Here is an 18,920-nt window from a genome sequence, read left to right as displayed (position 1 = left end):
AATCCTTTAATTTTTAATTCTAAAAAGTCTCATGAGTCGATTTGAATTCCTACCTTTTCAAAAGATTCAATTCCGATTCCACTCTTACGAATGGTGATTTCCCCAGAATTCAGTCGAATGATAGTTGAGTCAGGCAATTTCACCATTAAGGCTCCTTCATGGTCTATTTCAATCGCTTTCCCAACTTGTTTAACTCCATTTTGGATAAAGTAAATGTCTTCTCCTAAAACGGTGGATCTTTCCTTATATTCTTCTAAAAAGTTAGCTGACTCTAAATTTTCACAAATCTTAAATACTTGATTTAAAATTTCAGCCACCAATTGATTGCGCGTTCCCAATTTAGGCTTAATCGATGTTGCAATCTCTTCTAGTTCTTTTGGAAAGATGTCGGTCGAGACATTTAATCCAATGCCAATCATGACACTTTCAACCCTTCCACTTTCAAAATCGGTGACTGCCTCCGTTAAAATTCCTCCTACTTTCTTTTCATTCAAATAAATATCATTTACCCATTTAATCTGTGTTTGTATCCCACAAACCACTTCAATCGCCCGACAAATCGCAACTGATACGGCTGTGCTGAGCAAGACTGAACTTTTAAGCTGTAAATTAGGATGTAAAATGAGCGTCATGTAAATTCCACTTCGCGCTGGTGAATAAAAAGCACGACCAAAGCGACCTTTTCCTGCACTTTGCCCCTCAGCTAAGACCACCGTCTGATGCTTAACTCCCAGTGTGAGCAATCGTTTCGCTTCTTCATTCGTTGACGGAATGATTTGGTGTAAGAATATATCGTTAGATTGGTAGCATGACTTTAAATGACTTTTAATACCGGCAACGGATAGTACATCACAAGATTTATGAAGTTGATACCCTTTATTTTGAATCGTATTAATCTCATAGCCATCCTCTTTTAATGCCGTGATGCATTTCCAAATTGCTGTGCGACTGACATTTAATTGATTAGCTAAGAGTTGCCCCGACATAACTTGATGACGATTTTGCTCCAGTATACTTAACAACTCTTCCTTTAAAATCATCTTTTTTCTCCTTTGTTTTGAATTTCAAACAGTTTGAATTAAAAAGAGTTTAGCATATCTCTATTATTACGTCAACTATTTTGAAATTCAAAGTTAACATGAAATAAAAAAACAAGAGTAACTCTCTTGTTTAATCAAGTAAGTTCTCTTGTTTTAATAATACATCAAGTTCATCAACTAATGACGTTAAACACGCTAAGACACTATTTGAATCCACTCCGACTGATTGTATTAACGCTTCGACGTTTTGTTGTAAATGCTCCGGACATTTATCACACTGGTGCATTAAAATATGAAGTAATCGTTTCTCCCCCGGATGAAACATCTCATTCACTGCAAATAAAATATCATAATAGCTCGCTAAAAAAGCAGTGACTCGATGATTAACACTATTTAAATCCCCTCGCGTTATGGCCTTTTTAATTTGCGCCTCATATGAGGAAAAACACTGTCTTAAAATCGGATAATTCATCCTAATGATATTTTGTTTTAAGGTTTTAGGATAGGATGTTTTATATTTTTCTTGTGTTTTAGAAAACTCCCCATGACGATCAAAGACAATCTGGGCATTTACCACGTTATGAACAAAACAGGTCGTATAACCGGTACTTGCCTGATAATCTTCCATGACGCGTTTTAATCCTGACACGATATCTTGCCAATCAAATAAACAAACATCGATTTCAATAGGATAATCCTTCAAAAAGAACTCGTCCCCCGTTCCGAAAAATCGATTATCAATTTCCATGTTAGATGAAAACTTCGTTGCAATGTTTCGGCGTTTTTCAACTGAAATGGGTGCAGTAATAAACAAATCGATATCGATATCAGACTGCTCATCTGATCGATTAGCGGCACGTGAACCTGCAATCGTAATGGCCTCAACTTCTTCAAGTTTACGATATTCCTCAATCAATTGCTTGATAATCCCCTCCATTATCTTTCTCCTCCTAGCGATCAAATTTTAGTTTCTTATAATAATATTGCTTATCCTCCTCTGTTATGTCACGAATCACACGGCATGGATTTCCAGCAGCAATACAATTGGATGGAATATCTTTCGTGATGACTGATCCTGATCCGATAACCACGTTGCTTCCAATCGTCACTCCTGGGTTAATGACCGTATTTCCTCCAATCCATACATCATTTCCAATCGTAATGGGAAACGCATATTCATACTCCTGTGCACGCAATGTCGCATCGATCGGATGTCCAGCTGTAAATAAACTCACATTAGGTGCAAATAATACGTTATTTCCTATTGTCACTTTGGCACAATCTAGTATCGTACAGTTATAGTTTGAGTAAAAATTTTCTCCAATTTCAATGTTATAACCATAATCACAACGAAATGGTGGCTCAACAAAGAAATTTTCACCTGTCTTTCCGAGCAATTCTTTTAACAGCGTACGTCGTTCATCGAGTTTAAACGGATGCAACGTATTAATTTCATAAACAAGTCCTTTCGCGCGTTGGCGTTCTTCGAGTAACGTGTCTTCAAACGCTAAATAAGGTTTTCCACTTAACATTCTTTCTTTTTCAGTCATCATTTTTCCTCCTAAAATGTCTTCTTCTCAAATTTAAATGGGTACGATAGTTGTTCTAGCGTCAACGTTTTTAATCCATTCATATAATCGGCATGAATATCATGACGATACTTAAGTGTTGGCATATGAACACCTGGAATCATTGTCTTAACCTCTGATTCAATCCGTTTTAAATCTTCTTCTTTTACACAGCGTCCTGCTAAAACGATTACTGCTGGATTAATAATCGCAATAAGTGACGCGATACTTTTCGCGGCTAATTTAACCATGGTGTCTGGTTGTTTGAACTGCTCTAGTTGTTCACTTCTTAGGATCCCCAACGGTAAGAACGATAACTCTCCTGAAAAGTTAGTTTCACCTTTCACCACTTGTCCATTCACAATCAGACCGGCTCCCATGTAGTTACCATCAGGAAAATAAACATAGGCTATGTTTTTGGGGGATTCATCCTCTTGTTTTTGATAGTAACCATACGTGATTAAATTCATATCATTTTGAGCGACAATGTCAATCTTTAATTTGTCTTCTAACTTCGAAACAATGTCCACCTTTTCAAGCCTCTTGATATCACAAACGCCAATCACCCCTTCATGCACGACACCCTGGACCCCAATTCCTGCTACTTTAATCGCTGGATAAACATCTTTTAGGCGCTCTAATTGTTGTTCATATACGTCATACGTAATCTCGTCATAATAAATCGTGTTTTCTTCTAAACACTCACCTAATAAATTACAAACTTGATAACTGATAAAATGCTCATTCCCTTCCGTTCTCGCATATAAACAGACGATTTGAGCATAATTGGCCTGATACTCATAACGAATAGCTGGACGTCCTCCACTCGAAGGATCCACTTGTTGCTCTAACACTTCACCCGTTGCAAGTAACTCATTTAAAATGGTTCCACAGGTCATAACACTAAGCCCCGTTGCTTTAGCAACTTCAGGTTTTGTCGCCGATTTCAGTCTTTTAAGCGTTGCTCTTACAAGCTCTGTATTGATTCGTTTCACTGTCATCGTTGTATTGACTTGATTCAAGAAAGTTCCTTCCTTTCACTTTATAAAACTATTTTATAAAGTCTATAAAAAAACTTATTAAAATACCTTTAAAAAGTATCATAATTTTCTTTTGATTGCAAATAGGTAACCGGAACCCCAAAAAAAGTCATCCAGTGTCCCTGGATGACTTTTTTAGGAAAGTACTAAGCGTTTGGTGGCGATTTTTTCGATAAATGTTTCATCATGTTCAATAAAAATCATGGTTGGTTCAGATTGTAAAATCGCCTCTTCAATCGCTTTTCGGCTTAATATATCAAGTCCATTCAGCGGTTCGTCCCAAATAAGAACCTGACTCGGATTATAAAGACTTCTAGCCATCTCAACCTTTTTTAATTCTCCTAAGCTAAAGCTTGATAAATCACGCAAAAAAATGTCACGATGACAACTAAGTGCTCCTAAAATACTTCTAAATCGTGCTTCTTCAAGTTGTTCAATTTGCAAAATATCACGCAAAAATCCAGACTGATACTTCGGAAATTGAGACACATAAGCCACCTTTACTCGATTATCACGTTTAATCATCCCGTCGTATGGAATTTGTTCTAATAAACTCTTAATTAATGTCGTTTTCCCACTTCCATTAGGGCCTTCAATAACCAGGCGTTCTCCTGCTTCAAGCGTAAAGCTTATATCTCGTAAAATCATCTTATCCCCATATGAAACATTTAAATGTGACACTTGGTAAAGTACGGATACTTGCTGATGTTGAGTAATTTTTAAATACGGAATATGTTCTTTGTGTTTGATGAGTTCCTTTTTCTCCTGTAATTGTTGATCGATACGTCTTTCCACATGTAATGCACGCTTCATCATTTTAGCTGCTCGATGACTGACGAATCCCTTATCACCGGCTCCAATTTTTTCTTTCTCACGCGCATTTGACCAATTACGTCGATCTCTGGCGACTTCCTCTAGACGGCGAATATCTTTTTCAATTTTGTCTCGTTGCTTTAACTCAAACTCCCTCTTCAACTCGTAATCATATTCATATGAACTGTAATTTCCTTGTTGAACCACGACAGAATGGCCCTGTAAAGCAATAATATGATCCACACACGCATCTAAAAAATGACGATGATGAGAAACCAATAAAAATCCCGATTTACATTTTAGATAATTGGACAGTTGCTCAATCCCTTCTTTATCTAAGTGATTCGTTGGCTCATCTAGCAACACGAAAGTCTGCGGCCTAAAAAATAGAATAACCATTTGAATTTTCGTTTGCTCTCCACCACTTAGCGTCTCATATTCTCTTGATAAGATATCATCTGAAAGATTTAAACGATGAATTTCTTTTTTTATTTTACTTTCAATCTCATACCCATCATATTCTAAGTAGGTGTTAAGCGCCTCGTAATAATCTTCTTCAGATGCCTCCCCTTGTAAAAAAGCGGCCATGACTTGTTCACATTCGACATAAGGGCCAATTTCTTTTTTCATTAATTCAAGGACAACCCCATCAGAATGCTTAAACGTAATCGGAAAAAAGGCTGTTTCAATTTCTTTTTGGCAGTCTCCTGTTGTTAACTTCAAATCTCCATGAATCAATTTTAACAATGTCGTTTTGCCCATTCCATTTCTAGCAACGATTCCACTTTTCCATGTGGCCTCAATATCTAAATTTAATCCTTCAAATACTAACTGATTCGTATTAGGATAATGAAACGAACCATTCAAAATACGTATCTTTGGCATTTTATCGCCCCGATTATGATTTTGAAATCGGTTTCCATCATTGAGTTGCTAACCATTAGTTAAGCTCTTTTCAAAAACAATAAAAAAAATCGATGAAATGATTCATCGACAACGAAAAAGTTTTCTGACCTTAAGGTGTGTCCATTCATTTCTTAACTAATGTCGCAACGCATAACAAAAAATGTGAGGCATTCTCACGAACAAACCGATTATGCTTTTGCGATTTTTCAATTAGTTAAGAACTGTATTCATGTTTTCACCTCATTGTTCGATTATTAATAACAGTATATGCTAACAATTATTTTTTAGTCAATTCTTTTCAACTGAATGACTCAGATTTTTTTCGACACTTTCTTTTAAAATCTCGAATAAATCACCGTTCTTTGCAAAACGTAATAACATAGATATTTTGAATAAAGGATGGGAATTATTATGGTTAATTTTAAATACTCAAGTCTATTTACCCTTTGTTTTTGTTGTCTTTTAGCTATATCGGCTCCCTCAGTTTTAGCTCATACAGATGAAGCCGATTACTCTCCTAAACAATACCCAAGAATTGAGGATACATCTGTTGATCGTAATGAAATTGTCAACATCCCTGATCCCGCCTTAAAAGCTGCGATTAACGCAGAGCTTGGACAATCATCAGGTGCTGACATTACAAAAGGTCAACTAAGAAGTTTCACCGGCATTCTTTATTTAGACCATAAAGGAATCACAAACATTACTGGTTTAGAAGAATGTGTAAATCTAGTGGGTCTAGATTTATCTTATAACGATATACAAGATCTTTCTCCTCTTGCTTCTTTGTCAAAACTGACAAACCTTTATCTTGAAAACAATCAAATTCAAGATTTATCCCCTCTTGCTTCTTTAAATAAGTTACAAGAACTGCACTTATCTCATAACACTATTCGTAACGTCAGTCCTTTACATCAACTTGTTCACTTACAGATGCTTCATTTAGCTGACAACGAGATTGTTGACATTTCTAGTTTAAACACCTTAAGCAATTTAACTGAATTAACACTTGATCATAACCAAATTTATAATATTTCTGGCTTAAGCAACTTAACAAACCTCATAACCCTAACACTTGATCGTAACCAAATCGAAGATATCTCTGCCCTTGCGACCTTAATCAATTTAAATGCTCTTGACTTATCCTACAATCATATTAAAATTATAAATGCCTTAGCCTCTCTCACTCGATTAAGTGTTCTTTATCTTGATTACAATCAAATTAATGATTTATCGGCGCTTTCTTCACTTATTAACTTAACAAAATTAGGTCTATCAAATAATAGCATTCAAGATATTAGCCCCCTCATGACGCTAACAAAATTAACAGAACTTAACTTAATGCAACAACGTATTACTTTAAGTGGATTAAATGTCTTTTCTGGTGAAAATGCACATTTACTTAATCCAATTCATGATTTAGATTCTGCTTTCATCACGCCGGTAACCATTTCAAATAACGGGTACTATGAAGAAACAGAACATACAATTAACTGGCTTAATGTTTGGCAAGCTCAGTATGAATCTTTCACTTTTGAACAGGCAGTCAGCCTTGGTGCAGCTTCAACCCTATTTAGTGGTCAAGTGATGATTCCACTTCAATTCAACGGAAACGCTGCTCCAATTTTAATCATCGATGATCCACTACAACTTGAGCTCAACCAACTATTTGATCCAATGGATTACGTAACGGCCTACGATGAAGAAGATGGTGATATTACTGAATGGATTCAATTAAAAGAAAATACCATTGATTTAACTCAAATTGGAATGTATCGCTTAACCTTTGAAGTCACAGATTCTTACGGTTCGACAACGTCTAAAACCGTTACAGTTCAAGTGGGACCTCGCATCGCTCCTGAAACTGGACTTTCAAGTATTCTCCTCCCTCTAGGAGCCTTAAGTATTGGAACGGGGATTTGTTTAAAACGACGAAAAAAATAAAACTCGCAAATGCGAGTTTTATTTTTTTAACTTTAATTGTGTCGGATAAGAATAAGGATTTAGTACCCAATCCTCACATTCGACTTCTTCATCCCCGATGGCTTCACCATGAAAATAATACCCGTGATAACTCATGCACACATTAAAGACATTGTGCTCACACGTTGCACAATTTACCTGTTGCTTTTCTTTCATGTTTTATCCTTCTTTCTTCATCATTAATCTTTCGCCAATGATCGCACACTTCGAATCAGGTCTGTGTCCAATTTGAGATGTTTTAACGATTGGTAGCTGTGGTAAATTAACAATGCTTTTAACAAGAGATACGATATCTGGTTCATATTGCTTTTGTTCCATCTCCGTAAAACTTCCCAAAATCAGTCCATTAATCTGCTCAAATACCCCCATCTGCTTATACTGATTTAAATACGTCGCCATTTTTGCCACATCACCACTATAACTTTCTAGCAATAAAATTTTTTTCTCGAAACTTGGTAAATAAGGAGTACCCGCTAACTTTAAAAAGCAACGAATATTTCCACCGATAAGCTCTCCTTCCAACGTTTCTCCTTGAATCCATTCAACATCGAACTGAAACAAGGTATCTTTTTGGTGAAATAGCGTTTCTTTAAACCACTGTTGCTGCTTTGAGGCATCCTCACTTACTAAGTTACGAATTTGATATAAATACGTCTTATGGTGGGTTTTCGTATATAATCCATTTACAACCACCGACAAATCACTATACCCGAAAAATGGTTTTGGATAACGTTTCATGAGGTCATAATCTAAATAAGATAAAACGCCATTTGCTAAATCTCCACCTGAGACATCAAAAATAGCTACAAGCTCATCATTTCGGTAAAAATCCATTAACATCTCTGCTTTTTCTGAATCAGATGCCTGAAAGACACTCTCTTGGCGGTACAATTTAGGTGCCCAAATAACATTAAGTCCCATTTCCTTTAATACCTGCTCTAATTGTTCAAACGTGTCTTTCATCATTAGAGCAGGACCATTAGATAAAGCAATGAGTCCGACACTGTCCTTTTTATGAAGAAGAGCCATTAGCATGCTCCCCCTTTATGATCTTCTAGAGCCTGACGTTGATGTTTTTTATTAAACGGACTCAACATAATCGCTGTACTAAATAATCCGGGATAATTTTTGCTGAGGTAATTTAAATAATGACACCATTCATAAGTTAAGTAACGATATAAAGCTTCCATATCATGTGTCAGATGGAGTTTTTCCGTTTCTGTTAATGACTCATAATCTCGCATATCTAGTTCTTCTTTTAAGTGTAAGATTAACATTAACATTTCAGTAAATGTTTCATGATCATGCAAACTTTCATTTGTGACCAGCGTGATCAATAGATTTTTCCCTTCATGTAAAATATCATGTAACTGCTTTAAATCCACTTTATCAAGAGAAACTTCATAGTGATAAGTCGAGTTTAATTCTTGTAATCGTTTAAAGTAATTTTCATCCCAAACGGAAGGATCTTGAACACGTAATTTTTTACAAACATAGACGTTATCATCTTGCTCTACAAAATAAGATAAAAGCTGTGTCCCGATTTCGGCATAGAAAACGCCAACCAACATATTTAATTTCTCTTTAACATGATGACTCTCACGTTTTTCAAGTAATCGTTCAATCACGAGGGTTGTAAAGAACACTTCCATTGGAATAAAAGCAATATCAGCAAATAAAAAGATTAACGTGTGATGCAAATCTTTAAATATGACGACATGTAAAAAGTGTAAAAATAATGAGAGAAGAATCAATCCGACTCCAATCCAAATCATTTCTTTTGTTTGTTTCTTCATTGGTTCACCATACTTTCTGACTAACGTCTTAACCTGTCTTCATTTAACCGATTAGATTTAGAAGTAACGTTAATAACGCTTTACTCACCTATAAATTATAAACAACCTTTCCATTTTTGACAACTTAAGCTATTTAATTGCTTTTTTTTACTACTCTATTCTATTATGGCATTAATCTTCTAATTGCCTAATTACCTTATCTTTTTTACATAAACTATATAGAGCTGATCAATTAATAAAGAATATGGAGGTGTGTTTATTGACGAGAATTTTAAATAATATAGCAACAATTAAATATTCGTTTACATCTGAAAAGGAAGTCTTAAAATCAAATTTCAGTGAAAACAACTTATCACAACTCACAACCTATCATCCAAGTATTTTTGTTTAAAAAATAAAAGGTGTTGCTTCTGTGGCCCCAAATGAAATCATTAAGTATTCAATACTTTCTTTAAATAATGGAGATACTGATTTACATGATATCGTCTTTCGTGAAATATTTGATTCTGACTTAACCCCTATCTGGGAAAGCATTCATATTATTCTACGAGAGAATCATATTTATCCACCGGAAGAAACAGTGATTTCCTACGAAACCGCTTAATTTGATCATTATTATGACATTAAAGCTATCGCCACCGTTCATCCGCTCAATGAACTCATTTTAACAATCGCTGTCAACGTCAGTCATGTCGCTTCCTTAAATGATATCGTATCCAATACTGTCAAAATAGGATATACCTACACAGAACCAAATTCTCAAAATGAGATTTTATTAAATCCTAGAAACGGGAAACAGGACACCCAGTCTATCACAATTGCCAATCATTAGTGTGTATAACAAAAGAAGTTCAGTCTGTGACATTTCATGATGAACCGTCTGGTATGAAGATGACAACTCTTATAAATTCAGATATAATCGCCTATCTCATCAATCTATGACACTTGGGAAATTTAACTGCGATTAATGTCCCTGGTACCGACTTATTACCTGGAGAGTTTCATGTCCTGAGTCCAACAGGAATTTCAATTACGCCTCCTTCGATGACAATGAATGACCACTTATCTGAAAACAATTTATTTTCTTTTTCTGGAATTACACTTCCAATGGGGCTCATTTCTGTAACTGATATTGTGCCATGTTACGCTCAAATTCAAATTATAGGTCAAATTCTCATGTAATGTAATCTCAATTTATCAAACTATAAATTAAGTATGAGACAGATATTCAATCTAATTCCCCATACTTTTTTGTCATTTCATTTAAAATTAGAATCTTCCTTGTATAACACTCATCTCCATAATCTGTCTCGCTTCCTAAAAAAACACCTTGAAGGTTAAATCCTTCAAGGTGCTCGATACATCTAAGACATAAAATATTTTAGAAATATAGTCTATTATTTCATTAATTGACAAACATTATTTGTAAATGCCACTGGATCTTCAATCGATAATCCTTCAATTAATAAAGCTTGGTTATATAAAACATCTGTATATAAATCAAACTTTTTGCGATCTTGTTCATAAGCCGTTTGCAATGATTTAAACACTTCATGATTTACGTTAACTTCTAAAACTTTATCCGCTTTGACTTGCTGAGCATTTGGCATGGCATTTAATACTTTTTCCATTTCAATTGATAACTCTCCTTCATTTGCTAAGCAAACCGGATGAGTTTTTAAACGACGAGAAGCACGAACTGATTTTACTTTTCCTTTTAAACTTGTCGCCATGTTTTCAAAGATTGACGCAAATTCTTTTGTTGCTTCTTCGTCTGCTTGATCCGTATCTAAGTCTAAGTCGGCACTCGACACTGATTTGAAATCTTTTTCGCTATAAGTCATTAGCATCTTGATAGCAAATTCATCAATGTCCTCTGTAAAGAATAAGATTTCATATCCTTTATCAAGCACGGCTTCTGTTTGAGGTAATTTTTTAATACGCTCAATTGACTCTCCAACGGCATAATAAATATGTTTTTGATCTTCTGGCATGCGAGATACATATTCTTCTAATGTGACTAATTTATCTTCATGTGATGATTTAAACATTAATAAATCTTGTAAGACATCTTTATTTGCTCCAAAATCACTGTATACACCGAATTTTAATTGACGACCGAATGACTCATAGAATGTTTCATATTTTTCTCGGTCATTTTTAATCATTTTTTCTAATTCGTTTTTGATTTTTGTTTTAATATTTTTCGCAATTAATTTCAATTGACGGTCATGTTGCAAGATTTCACGTGAAATGTTGAGTGATAAATCCTCTGAATCGACGATTCCTTTTACAAAACTAAAGTAGTCTGGTAAAAGGTCAGCACATTTATTCATAATTAGTACACCGCTAGAATACAACTCTAATCCTTTTTCATATTCTGCTGTATAGAAATCATATGGCATTTTTTCAGGAATATATAAGATTGCATTATAACTTACATTTCCATCTACACTTAAATGAACATGTGCTAATGGTTTGTCATATCCAAAATGTTTTTCTGTGTAGAAATTCTCATAATCTTCATCACTTAATTCACGTTTATTTTTCTTCCAAATTGGAACCATACTGTTAACTGTTTGCTCTTCGGTTACTTGTTCATACTCATCTTCACTACCTTCTTTTAACTGTGAAGACACAATATCCATTTTAATTGGATAACGAATAAAATCTGAATATTTTTTGATAATTGATTTTAATTTATATTGTTGTAAGTATTCATCGTAATTTTCATCTTCATTATTTTCTTTTAAATGTAAGATAATATCTGTTCCGACTGTCGCTTTTTCACATGGTTCAATGGTATATCCATCTGCTCCACAAGATTCCCATTTGTAAGCTTGATCAGAATCAATTGATTTTGAAATCACAGTTACTTTATCAGCGACTAAGAAGGCAGAATAGAATCCAACTCCGAATTGTCCGATAATATCATGTCCATCTTCTAATTCAGTCTCTTTTTTAAATTGTAATGATCCACTTTTTGCAATGACCCCTAAGTGATCATCTAATTGTGCTTCTGTCATCCCGATTCCCGTATCGGAAATCGTAATTGTACGGTTTGTCTCATCAGCCGTTACTTTAATATAATAGTCCTCTTGATTAAAGCTTAAATTCGAATCTGTCAAGGCTTTATAATATAGCTTGTCAATGGCATCACTTGCATTTGAAATCAACTCACGTAAGAAAATTTCTCGATGGGTATAAATAGAATTAATCATTAAATCTAATAATCGTTTTGATTCGGCTTTAAACTGTTTCAATTCAATCGCTCCTCTGTTTTTACTTTATTAGCACTCTTAATAAACGAGTGCTAATTTATATAATTCTTATATATCATATCTAAAAATGCCTGTCAACTATCTTCAAAGATTCAATATCAACTTTTTGCTTTTTTGATATTGAATCTATCATTTTATGATGTTTGTGAGGGTTATTTCTTAGCAAAAAAACTCCCTCATTGCCATTGTTTCCCCACGCTTATTGTGATAGGATTATCGCTATAAAAGGAGGCTTTATTAATGAAAAAAAGAAGGATTTATTTTTTTATGGTGGTGTTAACCATTGGACTCGGACTAGCTTCTAGAAAATTCATTTTCGTTTTTCCCGATTCAATTGCGCCATATATTGGAGATACATTATGGGCAATGATGGTCTATTTTGGTTTTCAATTTTTACACCCTAATGGAACACTGATCAAAAGTCTCCTTCTCGCCTTCATCTTTTCTTATTTGATTGAATTCAGTCAATTGTACCAAGCCGATTGGATTAATCAAATAAGAGCATCCACACTTGGTGGTTTAGTTTTAGGCTATGGTTTTTTGATTCAAGATTTAGTAAGCTATGCCATTGGTATTTTAATTGGATTTTGTTTAGATTATCATCTATATTACTAAAAATAGCAGGGATAAAGCCCCTGCTATTTTTCATTCCCCAAGACCACTTTCTTCATATTTCTCTGCAAAACCACTCAATAATTTATTCAGTGGTTTTTTCAAGAAGATAGCCACTAAAATGGCCGCACTAATAAAAATCAATAAAATCACGATATCTTTCGTTAATACGGTTTGGACAACCCCTCCAATGGCTTCCCGTGCCATTGAAATCGAATACGTAAATGGTAAAAATGGATTAATCATTTGGAAGAACTTCGGCGTTAATTGAATTGGGAAGGTTCCACCAGAACCCGCCACTTGTAGAACTAATAAAATAATGGATGCAACTTTCCCAACATTACCTAAGACTGAAACGAGTGAGTAAACAATAAAGGTGAAAGTCACGGCTGTAAAGAGTAAATTTACAATAAATAAACCAGAATTCATACAATAAATTTTTAAGATATATAAGTCTCCTAATGCTATAATCAACGCTTGAACAAGAGAAATGCTAACAAACAATAAGAATTTACCGAAATATTCCTCAATTGGATGATAATCTCCTTTTGCCTTGACAGATAACATTGAAACGAGTAACGTCATTCCTACCCAAATGGCTAAAACACTATAAAACGGCGTCATAGCTGTTCCGTAATTATGCATTGGAAACACTGTTTCCTCTACAAGTTCCACTGGGTTTGATAGGAAATCTTCACGTTCTTGTACGGCCGATTGAAGCAGTTCTAATACATCTTTTAGCTCTTGACTGTTATTAATATCCGTTACCTTACCTGCTAACTCAGCAATAATATTTTCTGCTTGAGGTAATTTTTCATTCACATATTGAATCGCTTCAATTCCTGTATCTGCTCCTTCATAAGCAACATTTAATAATTCACTAACTTGAGGTAATTTAGCTTCTGCATCTTTTAAAACGGTTAAAACATTTTGAGAGGTTTTATAAGCTTCATCTAAAATTGAATTCAAAGGAGCTGCAACTTTATCATCAAAATGATTAACTAAATCACTTGAAATGGTTTGAACATCTTGTAAAACCGTTTGAACTTTACTTAAAAGCGTTAAATCAGGTTCTCCACTATTCACAACCTCATCAAATAATGTCTGTAAAAAATTAGAGATATTTACAAGCTCTGTTTTTATTCCATTTAATTGTTCAATAATTCCTGTCAATGGCTTTCCAAATGAAATTTTATTAAAAGATTCTAGTAATTTAACTAAAGATTCGACTAGGTTTTCTCCACTATTCACTTTTGTAATTAAATTTTGAATCATCGTTGGTGCTTCTGCAGAACCTGATTCAATTGCTTGTTTAAGTCCATCGACATACTTCATCATTTCTGCTGTGATATCAGTCACGAGTTGAACATCAGCTTTCACTGTTGGAAATAAATCATTAATACTTCCTTGTGAGGTTGAAATAAACGTTTCAATACTACTTGTTAACGTCTGTGCAGAGGTTAACGTTTCTTGAATTTTTGGTAAGTCGCTTTGAATTTGAGATATTAAATCTTTCAATTTCAATCCCCCATCATTGGCTTTTGCGACAGTTTCATTAATCAAACCAAATTTTGTTGTTAATTCATTTAAACTGTTTGCTACAGAAGCTAATTTGGGAAGTAGCGTATCTTGAATTTCAAGACCAAGACTTTTCCCTGTTTCTAATAAGACACTACTTACTGTTTTGATGACCGTTTCATTTACACTTTCTTGAACACCTGTTGCCCCTTTACTTGTTAACTTAGGTGCAATTGCATTAATTTTTTCATTTACTCGGTAGATAATCTGACCTTTATGAACATCATTTGTAACTAAAGAGGTAAGATCATTTGAAAAACTACCTGGAATGGTTAACGTTGCATAGTATGTTCCCTCATCCAGTGCCTTTTCAGCTTCTTCTTCACTTACAAATTGCCATCCCATGAGATCATTTTTTTTCAATTCTTCAATAACTTGGTCTCCGATATTAACTGCTTCTCCATTTAGTATCGTTCCCTCATCATTATTTACCACTCCAATTTTAATTTGGCTTGTGGCTTCTTGAGAATATGGATCCCAAGAGGCTTTAATATTAAACCAAGCATAAAGTGATGGTAAAATACACAGTGCTAAAATGACAACGAAAGCAGCATAATTTGTGAAGATACGCTTTAAATCCTCAATATAAATTTTAAAAATATTTTTTAACATAACTTTTCTCTTCTTTCTACTCGTCTTTCTTTTCCTTCAAACAGTGTTCACAGACACCGTAAAATAATGTCTCTTTTAAATTTAAAGTAAAATGTTTCTTCCTAGCTAAAGAAACAACGGCAACATCTAATGCTTCACACTCCGTATCAAAAATAGTACCACACACACCACATTTTAAATGATATATATTTTGTTTAGAGCAAACTTGCTTAACATAGCGATAACAGGCCATCTTACTTTTTCCCTCGACATACTTTCGTATAACACCTTTTTCTATTAATACATTCAAATATCGATAAATCGTTGATTTTCCAATTTTATCGCCCTTCTTACTAAAGTGGTTCATGATATCCTCTGCCGTTATATGTCGATCAGAATTATTAGCGAGATACCCTAATATTTGACTTCTTTGCCTTGTTTTATATCCTTTTGTAAAATTCATTATACACCTCTCCAAAATAGAAATTGGGACTCAGTTTCAAATTCTACTATTCCAGATGTCGAATGTCAACGAAATTTGTAAATCCAGTTCCAAAAATACTAGAGTTTTGGCTTATTTTTAGGATGCCTTTCCTTGTTCTTTTAATACTTTTTCATTCTGATTTTTTTTAAAATCATTTCTATTTGGTTGACAATTTATCATTTGGGCATTATAGGATGTTTTAAGATAAAAAATGACAATGAAGAGAAATAGTAAAGGTTTCATTTTAATCATAGAGAGTTTCCGTAGGGTGAGTGTAAATATTAAAACAATATGGAACACCTCTCTGAGCTAAACACCGAAAAAATCAGTTCGATTTTAGGTAGACTATTTTGAATCCCTTGCCCCCGTTATCGTGCTATAGCAAATTTTATTTGTCGTACTTGATGAGGTTGGCCTCGTGAGATACTAAAAACTCCCGTCCTCTAGTAAATGAGCTAGAGACGGGAGTTTTTTTATTGTTCTTTTATATGTTATGCGCGCCAAAAGAGCCTAAATGAAACCGTGCGCTTCCGCAACTAATAGGAAGAACAATGAATTTAAAATCTAAACTATATACGATTTCTTATCCTATGTGTCATCATACTCACAGTTTGCCAAAATCAAACTTCAGAGGACGTGGTTGTGATTGGTTATGATAATAACTTTGTTCCCATTGAATTTATAAATCAAAAAATAACTAGATTTGATATCCACTTGATTCACCCACTAAAACAACAGGGATTATGCCAATTCATTGTTTCTCATGATATGACTTTGGCAACTAGATTTTCGGATTCAATTCTCACATTAGAAGATAGTAATTTCAAAATAAAAAGCTTTGAGGTAGATTAAGCATTAGGAAATGATTTATAATAAAAAAGATAATAAAGAGGTGAAAAAAATGAAAAATATTGTCTACCCAGACTATAACAATAGTATTATGAATACCATTTCTACGATTTTAACTCATTATGGTATTGAATCTAACTACTCAACGATTGAAGACTTATCTAACTCCTTAAACAAACCTCATCAAAACGTTGTCTTAATGGTTTTTGATGGAATGGGAATTGATATGTTAAATCAAAATTTAAAAGCAGATGATTTTATAAACCAAAACATCATAAAAGAATTAACCTCTGTGTTTCCTTCTACGACAACAGCTGCAATGACGGCTTACTACAGTGGAAAATCACCAAATGAACACGGATGGCTTGGCTGGTCTTTATACTTTAAAGAATACGGACGTTTTATTGATACCTTCATTAATACGGATAGCTATAGTGGTGAAAAAATTGACGCTCCACATGCTGGTCACACTTGTATGCCGTATGAACATATTCTTGATAAAATTGAACAAACGACGAACCAACGCATTAAAACTTACATGATAGAACCCGCTTATATTGCGTATCAAGGTAAAAACACAAAAATAGGCGTTGAATCAGCAAAAGAAGTCTTTACAGAGTTAAAAAAACTTTGCGATGCACCTCATGATAAATTTATCTTTGTTTACTGGCCAGATCCAGATAAAACAATGCACTCAACAGGATGCTACTCAAACGAAACAAAAGAAAAAATAAAAGAAATTAATGATTTATTTAAACAAATCGTAGAAACAACATCTAATACCTTATTTATTGCATCAGCTGATCATGGATTAATTGATGTTGAACCGACCATTTATTTAAATGAATACGAAGAATTAGATGAGTGCTTTATCATGCCACCTTCAATTGAAAAACGTGCCGTTTCATTTTTCATTAAGCCTGAAATGAAGCAAGCATTTGAAGAGCGTTTTAACCGATTATTTGGAGAAGAATTCATCCTATTAAGCAAACAAGAAGTCCTGAATCAACAACTATTTGGACAAGGACTATCACACCGAAAAACAACTGATTTCCTCGGAGATTACCTTGCATGTGCAACCGGTAAAAAAGTACTTGGCTATTTAGCTATGACTACCAAACGATTCGACTTTGGAGCTACTCATGCCGGATTAACAAAAGAAGAAATGATGGTTCCTTTAATCATCATTGAATCATAAAAAAAGAGCCAATGGCTCTTTTTTTTATGTCTTTATTTAACCTATATTGTTGAATTTTTAGAAGTAACGACAGTGCCTTTATAAAAGGAGTAATCGGTATAAAATGAAGATATCATCACCTATAATACTTATTCGAATGAATGATTTAAATTTCTGATTTTAATGGAAAACGTATTAAACTAACAGGAATCCGTCAAGCATTCATGACAGAAACTGAAAATTCACAGATATGCTTCACTTCTAAATAGCAAATCCAACACCAAAGTCTTCTTTTTCATAATAAGCTCAATTTGACTTCAAATTTCCATCCCGTATTTATCTTATAATAAATCTGAGGCTTCTCCTGACTATCAAGGAAGAATCTTGCATCTTGATGCGATTGTGATTTTTCAAAGCGTTATTGTAGTTATGATTAGAAACATGAAATCAGATATCATGGCTACTCTATTTCTGAGTAAAATCAATCCGATTATATTTTATCCGTTTGACAGTTCATCCTCACTAATTATTGGGATGATCAATGTTGCTTTCTAAAACAATAAAAAGTAAAAGAATCCTTTCAATTTTTATTTTGTGATAGGCTCAAAACCATTCAAAAATAAGCCAAGATAATATACTATACTGTAACTGAATTACAAAATGAAAGGATGTTCTAAATCATGAATACAAATACTAGATGCTCAGGATGTAATCCTACGCCAATGACACCTGCTATGCCACCAATGGGGCCATACGAAACATGTTGCCAGGTGGTAGAACCAACTACAGTTTGCCCTTATCAACAACATCACTATCATCGTGTTGATCATATCAAACCAGTTGTGATTCGAAATATTCATCATCATCATACGCAACATAACTATGTAACTGCACCGAGTCAAACAACCGAAGCTTATTATTATGATGAATACCTTGCTACACCTCAACCTGTTGCAACTCCTATCATGCAACAACCATTCTTACAACAAAACCAAACGCAAGTCGTCCAACAAACCATTGCACCTACTCAAGTGGTACAACAATCATTTGTTCCCTATCCAACCCAAACAACCGGAACAATGTCTGCAGGGCAAGGAACAGTTACGTCTCAAAATTTTCCTTTAATGTAATATAAAATATAAAATGGGATTATAGTGTCAAACTCTATACTGGTTAATAGAATGTAGTGGTTCCTTTTAACC

Annotated in this window: 17 protein-coding genes; 6 read left to right on the top strand and 11 right to left on the bottom strand. The window is 34.1% G+C overall.

Annotated features, from left to right (window positions below):
* Positions 1-29: 29 nt before the first annotated feature.
* The 5 genes from HLK68_RS11055 to abc-f form a co-directional block, all read right to left on the bottom strand.
* The gene (locus HLK68_RS11055; RefSeq protein WP_006785710.1) at positions 30-1,040 is read right to left on the bottom strand and encodes a biotin--[acetyl-CoA-carboxylase] ligase; all 1,011 of its coding nucleotides are present in this window, start codon (positions 1,038-1,040) and stop codon (positions 30-32) included.
* 130 nt (positions 1,041-1,170) lie between these two features.
* Positions 1,171-1,977 carry a DUF4037 domain-containing protein gene (locus HLK68_RS11050; protein ID WP_006785709.1) on the bottom strand — a complete coding sequence of 269 codons (807 nt, stop codon included), beginning with the start codon at positions 1,975-1,977 and terminating at the stop codon, positions 1,171-1,173.
* A gap of 13 nt (positions 1,978-1,990) precedes the next feature.
* The gene (locus HLK68_RS11045; RefSeq protein WP_006785708.1) at positions 1,991-2,593 is read right to left on the bottom strand and encodes a sugar O-acetyltransferase; all 603 of its coding nucleotides are present in this window, start codon (positions 2,591-2,593) and stop codon (positions 1,991-1,993) included.
* 8 nt (positions 2,594-2,601) lie between these two features.
* On the bottom strand, positions 2,602-3,630 hold the full coding sequence (locus HLK68_RS11040; RefSeq protein WP_006785707.1) for an ROK family protein: 1,029 nt from the start codon (positions 3,628-3,630) through the stop codon (positions 2,602-2,604).
* A gap of 153 nt (positions 3,631-3,783) precedes the next feature.
* The gene (abc-f, locus tag HLK68_RS11035; protein ID WP_132942779.1) at positions 3,784-5,346 is read right to left on the bottom strand and encodes a ribosomal protection-like ABC-F family protein; all 1,563 of its coding nucleotides are present in this window, start codon (positions 5,344-5,346) and stop codon (positions 3,784-3,786) included.
* A 432-nt stretch (positions 5,347-5,778) separates the two neighbouring features.
* On the opposite strand from abc-f, the gene HLK68_RS11030 reads away from it, so the two are divergent.
* Complete coding sequence (locus tag HLK68_RS11030; RefSeq protein ID WP_006785639.1) at positions 5,779-7,311, top strand: leucine-rich repeat domain-containing protein; 1,533 nt, start codon at positions 5,779-5,781, stop codon at positions 7,309-7,311.
* A gap of 18 nt (positions 7,312-7,329) precedes the next feature.
* On the opposite strand, the gene HLK68_RS11025 is transcribed toward HLK68_RS11030, so the two are convergent.
* The 3 genes from HLK68_RS11025 to HLK68_RS11015 are packed head-to-tail and all read right to left on the bottom strand — an operon-like array spanning position 7,330 to position 9,146.
* A complete protein-coding gene (locus tag HLK68_RS11025; RefSeq protein WP_155061881.1) occupies positions 7,330-7,506 on the bottom strand; it encodes a hypothetical protein in 177 nt (58 codons plus the stop codon).
* A gap of 3 nt (positions 7,507-7,509) precedes the next feature.
* The gene (locus tag HLK68_RS11020) at positions 7,510-8,379 is read right to left on the bottom strand and encodes a S66 family peptidase (RefSeq protein ID WP_132942778.1); all 870 of its coding nucleotides are present in this window, start codon (positions 8,377-8,379) and stop codon (positions 7,510-7,512) included.
* Positions 8,379-9,146, bottom strand: coding sequence for a hypothetical protein (locus HLK68_RS11015; RefSeq protein WP_006785641.1), 768 nt, complete (start codon positions 9,144-9,146; stop codon positions 8,379-8,381). The genes HLK68_RS11020 and HLK68_RS11015 overlap by 1 nt, the downstream gene beginning before the upstream one ends.
* 259 nt (positions 9,147-9,405) lie before the next feature.
* On the opposite strand from HLK68_RS11015, the gene HLK68_RS14745 reads away from it, so the two are divergent.
* Both HLK68_RS14745 and HLK68_RS11010 read left to right on the top strand, forming a co-directional pair.
* Positions 9,406-9,537: a hypothetical protein gene (locus HLK68_RS14745; protein ID WP_006785642.1), complete on the top strand. Its 132-nt coding sequence runs from the start codon at positions 9,406-9,408 to the stop codon at positions 9,535-9,537.
* Positions 9,538-9,558: 21 nt separating this feature from the next.
* A complete protein-coding gene (locus HLK68_RS11010; RefSeq protein ID WP_040764146.1) occupies positions 9,559-9,750 on the top strand; it encodes a hypothetical protein in 192 nt (63 codons plus the stop codon).
* A gap of 793 nt (positions 9,751-10,543) precedes the next feature.
* Here the strand turns inward: HLK68_RS11010 and htpG are convergent.
* On the bottom strand, positions 10,544-12,409 hold the full coding sequence (gene htpG, locus HLK68_RS11005) for a molecular chaperone HtpG (protein WP_006785643.1): 1,866 nt from the start codon (positions 12,407-12,409) through the stop codon (positions 10,544-10,546).
* A 258-nt stretch (positions 12,410-12,667) separates the two neighbouring features.
* Here htpG and HLK68_RS11000 point away from each other — a divergent pair, with 258 nt between their 5' ends.
* The gene (locus HLK68_RS11000) at positions 12,668-13,042 is read left to right on the top strand and encodes a ribosomal maturation YjgA family protein (protein ID WP_009607357.1); all 375 of its coding nucleotides are present in this window, start codon (positions 12,668-12,670) and stop codon (positions 13,040-13,042) included.
* A gap of 30 nt (positions 13,043-13,072) precedes the next feature.
* On the opposite strand, the gene HLK68_RS10995 is transcribed toward HLK68_RS11000, so the two are convergent.
* Entirely contained in the window at positions 13,073-15,229 is a 2,157-nt protein-coding gene (locus HLK68_RS10995) for a YhgE/Pip domain-containing protein (RefSeq protein WP_006785646.1), read from the bottom strand.
* A 16-nt stretch (positions 15,230-15,245) separates the two neighbouring features.
* Positions 15,246-15,671 carry a Fur family transcriptional regulator gene (locus tag HLK68_RS10990; protein ID WP_006785647.1) on the bottom strand — a complete coding sequence of 142 codons (426 nt, stop codon included), beginning with the start codon at positions 15,669-15,671 and terminating at the stop codon, positions 15,246-15,248.
* 922 nt (positions 15,672-16,593) lie between these two features.
* On the opposite strand from HLK68_RS10990, the gene HLK68_RS10985 reads away from it, so the two are divergent.
* Positions 16,594-17,739, top strand: a complete 1,146-nt coding sequence (locus HLK68_RS10985; RefSeq protein ID WP_229040095.1) for an alkaline phosphatase family protein — start codon at positions 16,594-16,596, stop codon at positions 17,737-17,739.
* A 659-nt stretch (positions 17,740-18,398) separates the two neighbouring features.
* Positions 18,399-18,848, top strand: a complete 450-nt coding sequence (locus HLK68_RS10980; protein WP_006785651.1) for a hypothetical protein — start codon at positions 18,399-18,401, stop codon at positions 18,846-18,848.
* Positions 18,849-18,920: the final 72 nt, after the last annotated feature.

It is taken from the genome of Turicibacter sanguinis (genome assembly GCF_013046825.1).
Taxonomy (GTDB): Bacteria; Bacillota_I; Bacilli_A; order MOL361; family Turicibacteraceae; genus Turicibacter; species Turicibacter sanguinis.
Note: the sequence above shows the minus strand (reverse complement) of the source record. Positions and strands in the feature narration are given on the sequence as shown.

Coding starts and splice junctions, on each gene's coding strand:
- HLK68_RS10995 (WP_006785646.1), bottom strand. CDS start 15,229: ATGTTAAAAAATATTTTTAAAATTTATATTGAGGATTTAAAGCGTATC.
- HLK68_RS11050 (WP_006785709.1), bottom strand. CDS start 1,977: ATGGAGGGGATTATCAAGCAATTGATTGAGGAATATCGTAAACTTGAA.
- HLK68_RS11015 (WP_006785641.1), bottom strand. CDS start 9,146: ATGAAGAAACAAACAAAAGAAATGATTTGGATTGGAGTCGGATTGATT.
- HLK68_RS11030 (WP_006785639.1), top strand. CDS start 5,779: ATGGTTAATTTTAAATACTCAAGTCTATTTACCCTTTGTTTTTGTTGT.
- HLK68_RS11055 (WP_006785710.1), bottom strand. CDS start 1,040: ATGATTTTAAAGGAAGAGTTGTTAAGTATACTGGAGCAAAATCGTCAT.
- HLK68_RS11000 (WP_009607357.1), top strand. CDS start 12,668: ATGAAAAAAAGAAGGATTTATTTTTTTATGGTGGTGTTAACCATTGGA.
- HLK68_RS11020 (WP_132942778.1), bottom strand. CDS start 8,379: ATGGCTCTTCTTCATAAAAAGGACAGTGTCGGACTCATTGCTTTATCT.
- HLK68_RS10985 (WP_229040095.1), top strand. CDS start 16,594: ATGAAAAATATTGTCTACCCAGACTATAACAATAGTATTATGAATACC.
- HLK68_RS11025 (WP_155061881.1), bottom strand. CDS start 7,506: ATGAAAGAAAAGCAACAGGTAAATTGTGCAACGTGTGAGCACAATGTC.
- HLK68_RS10980 (WP_006785651.1), top strand. CDS start 18,399: ATGAATACAAATACTAGATGCTCAGGATGTAATCCTACGCCAATGACA.
- HLK68_RS10990 (WP_006785647.1), bottom strand. CDS start 15,671: ATGAATTTTACAAAAGGATATAAAACAAGGCAAAGAAGTCAAATATTA.
- HLK68_RS11045 (WP_006785708.1), bottom strand. CDS start 2,593: ATGATGACTGAAAAAGAAAGAATGTTAAGTGGAAAACCTTATTTAGCG.
- abc-f (WP_132942779.1), bottom strand. CDS start 5,346: ATGCCAAAGATACGTATTTTGAATGGTTCGTTTCATTATCCTAATACG.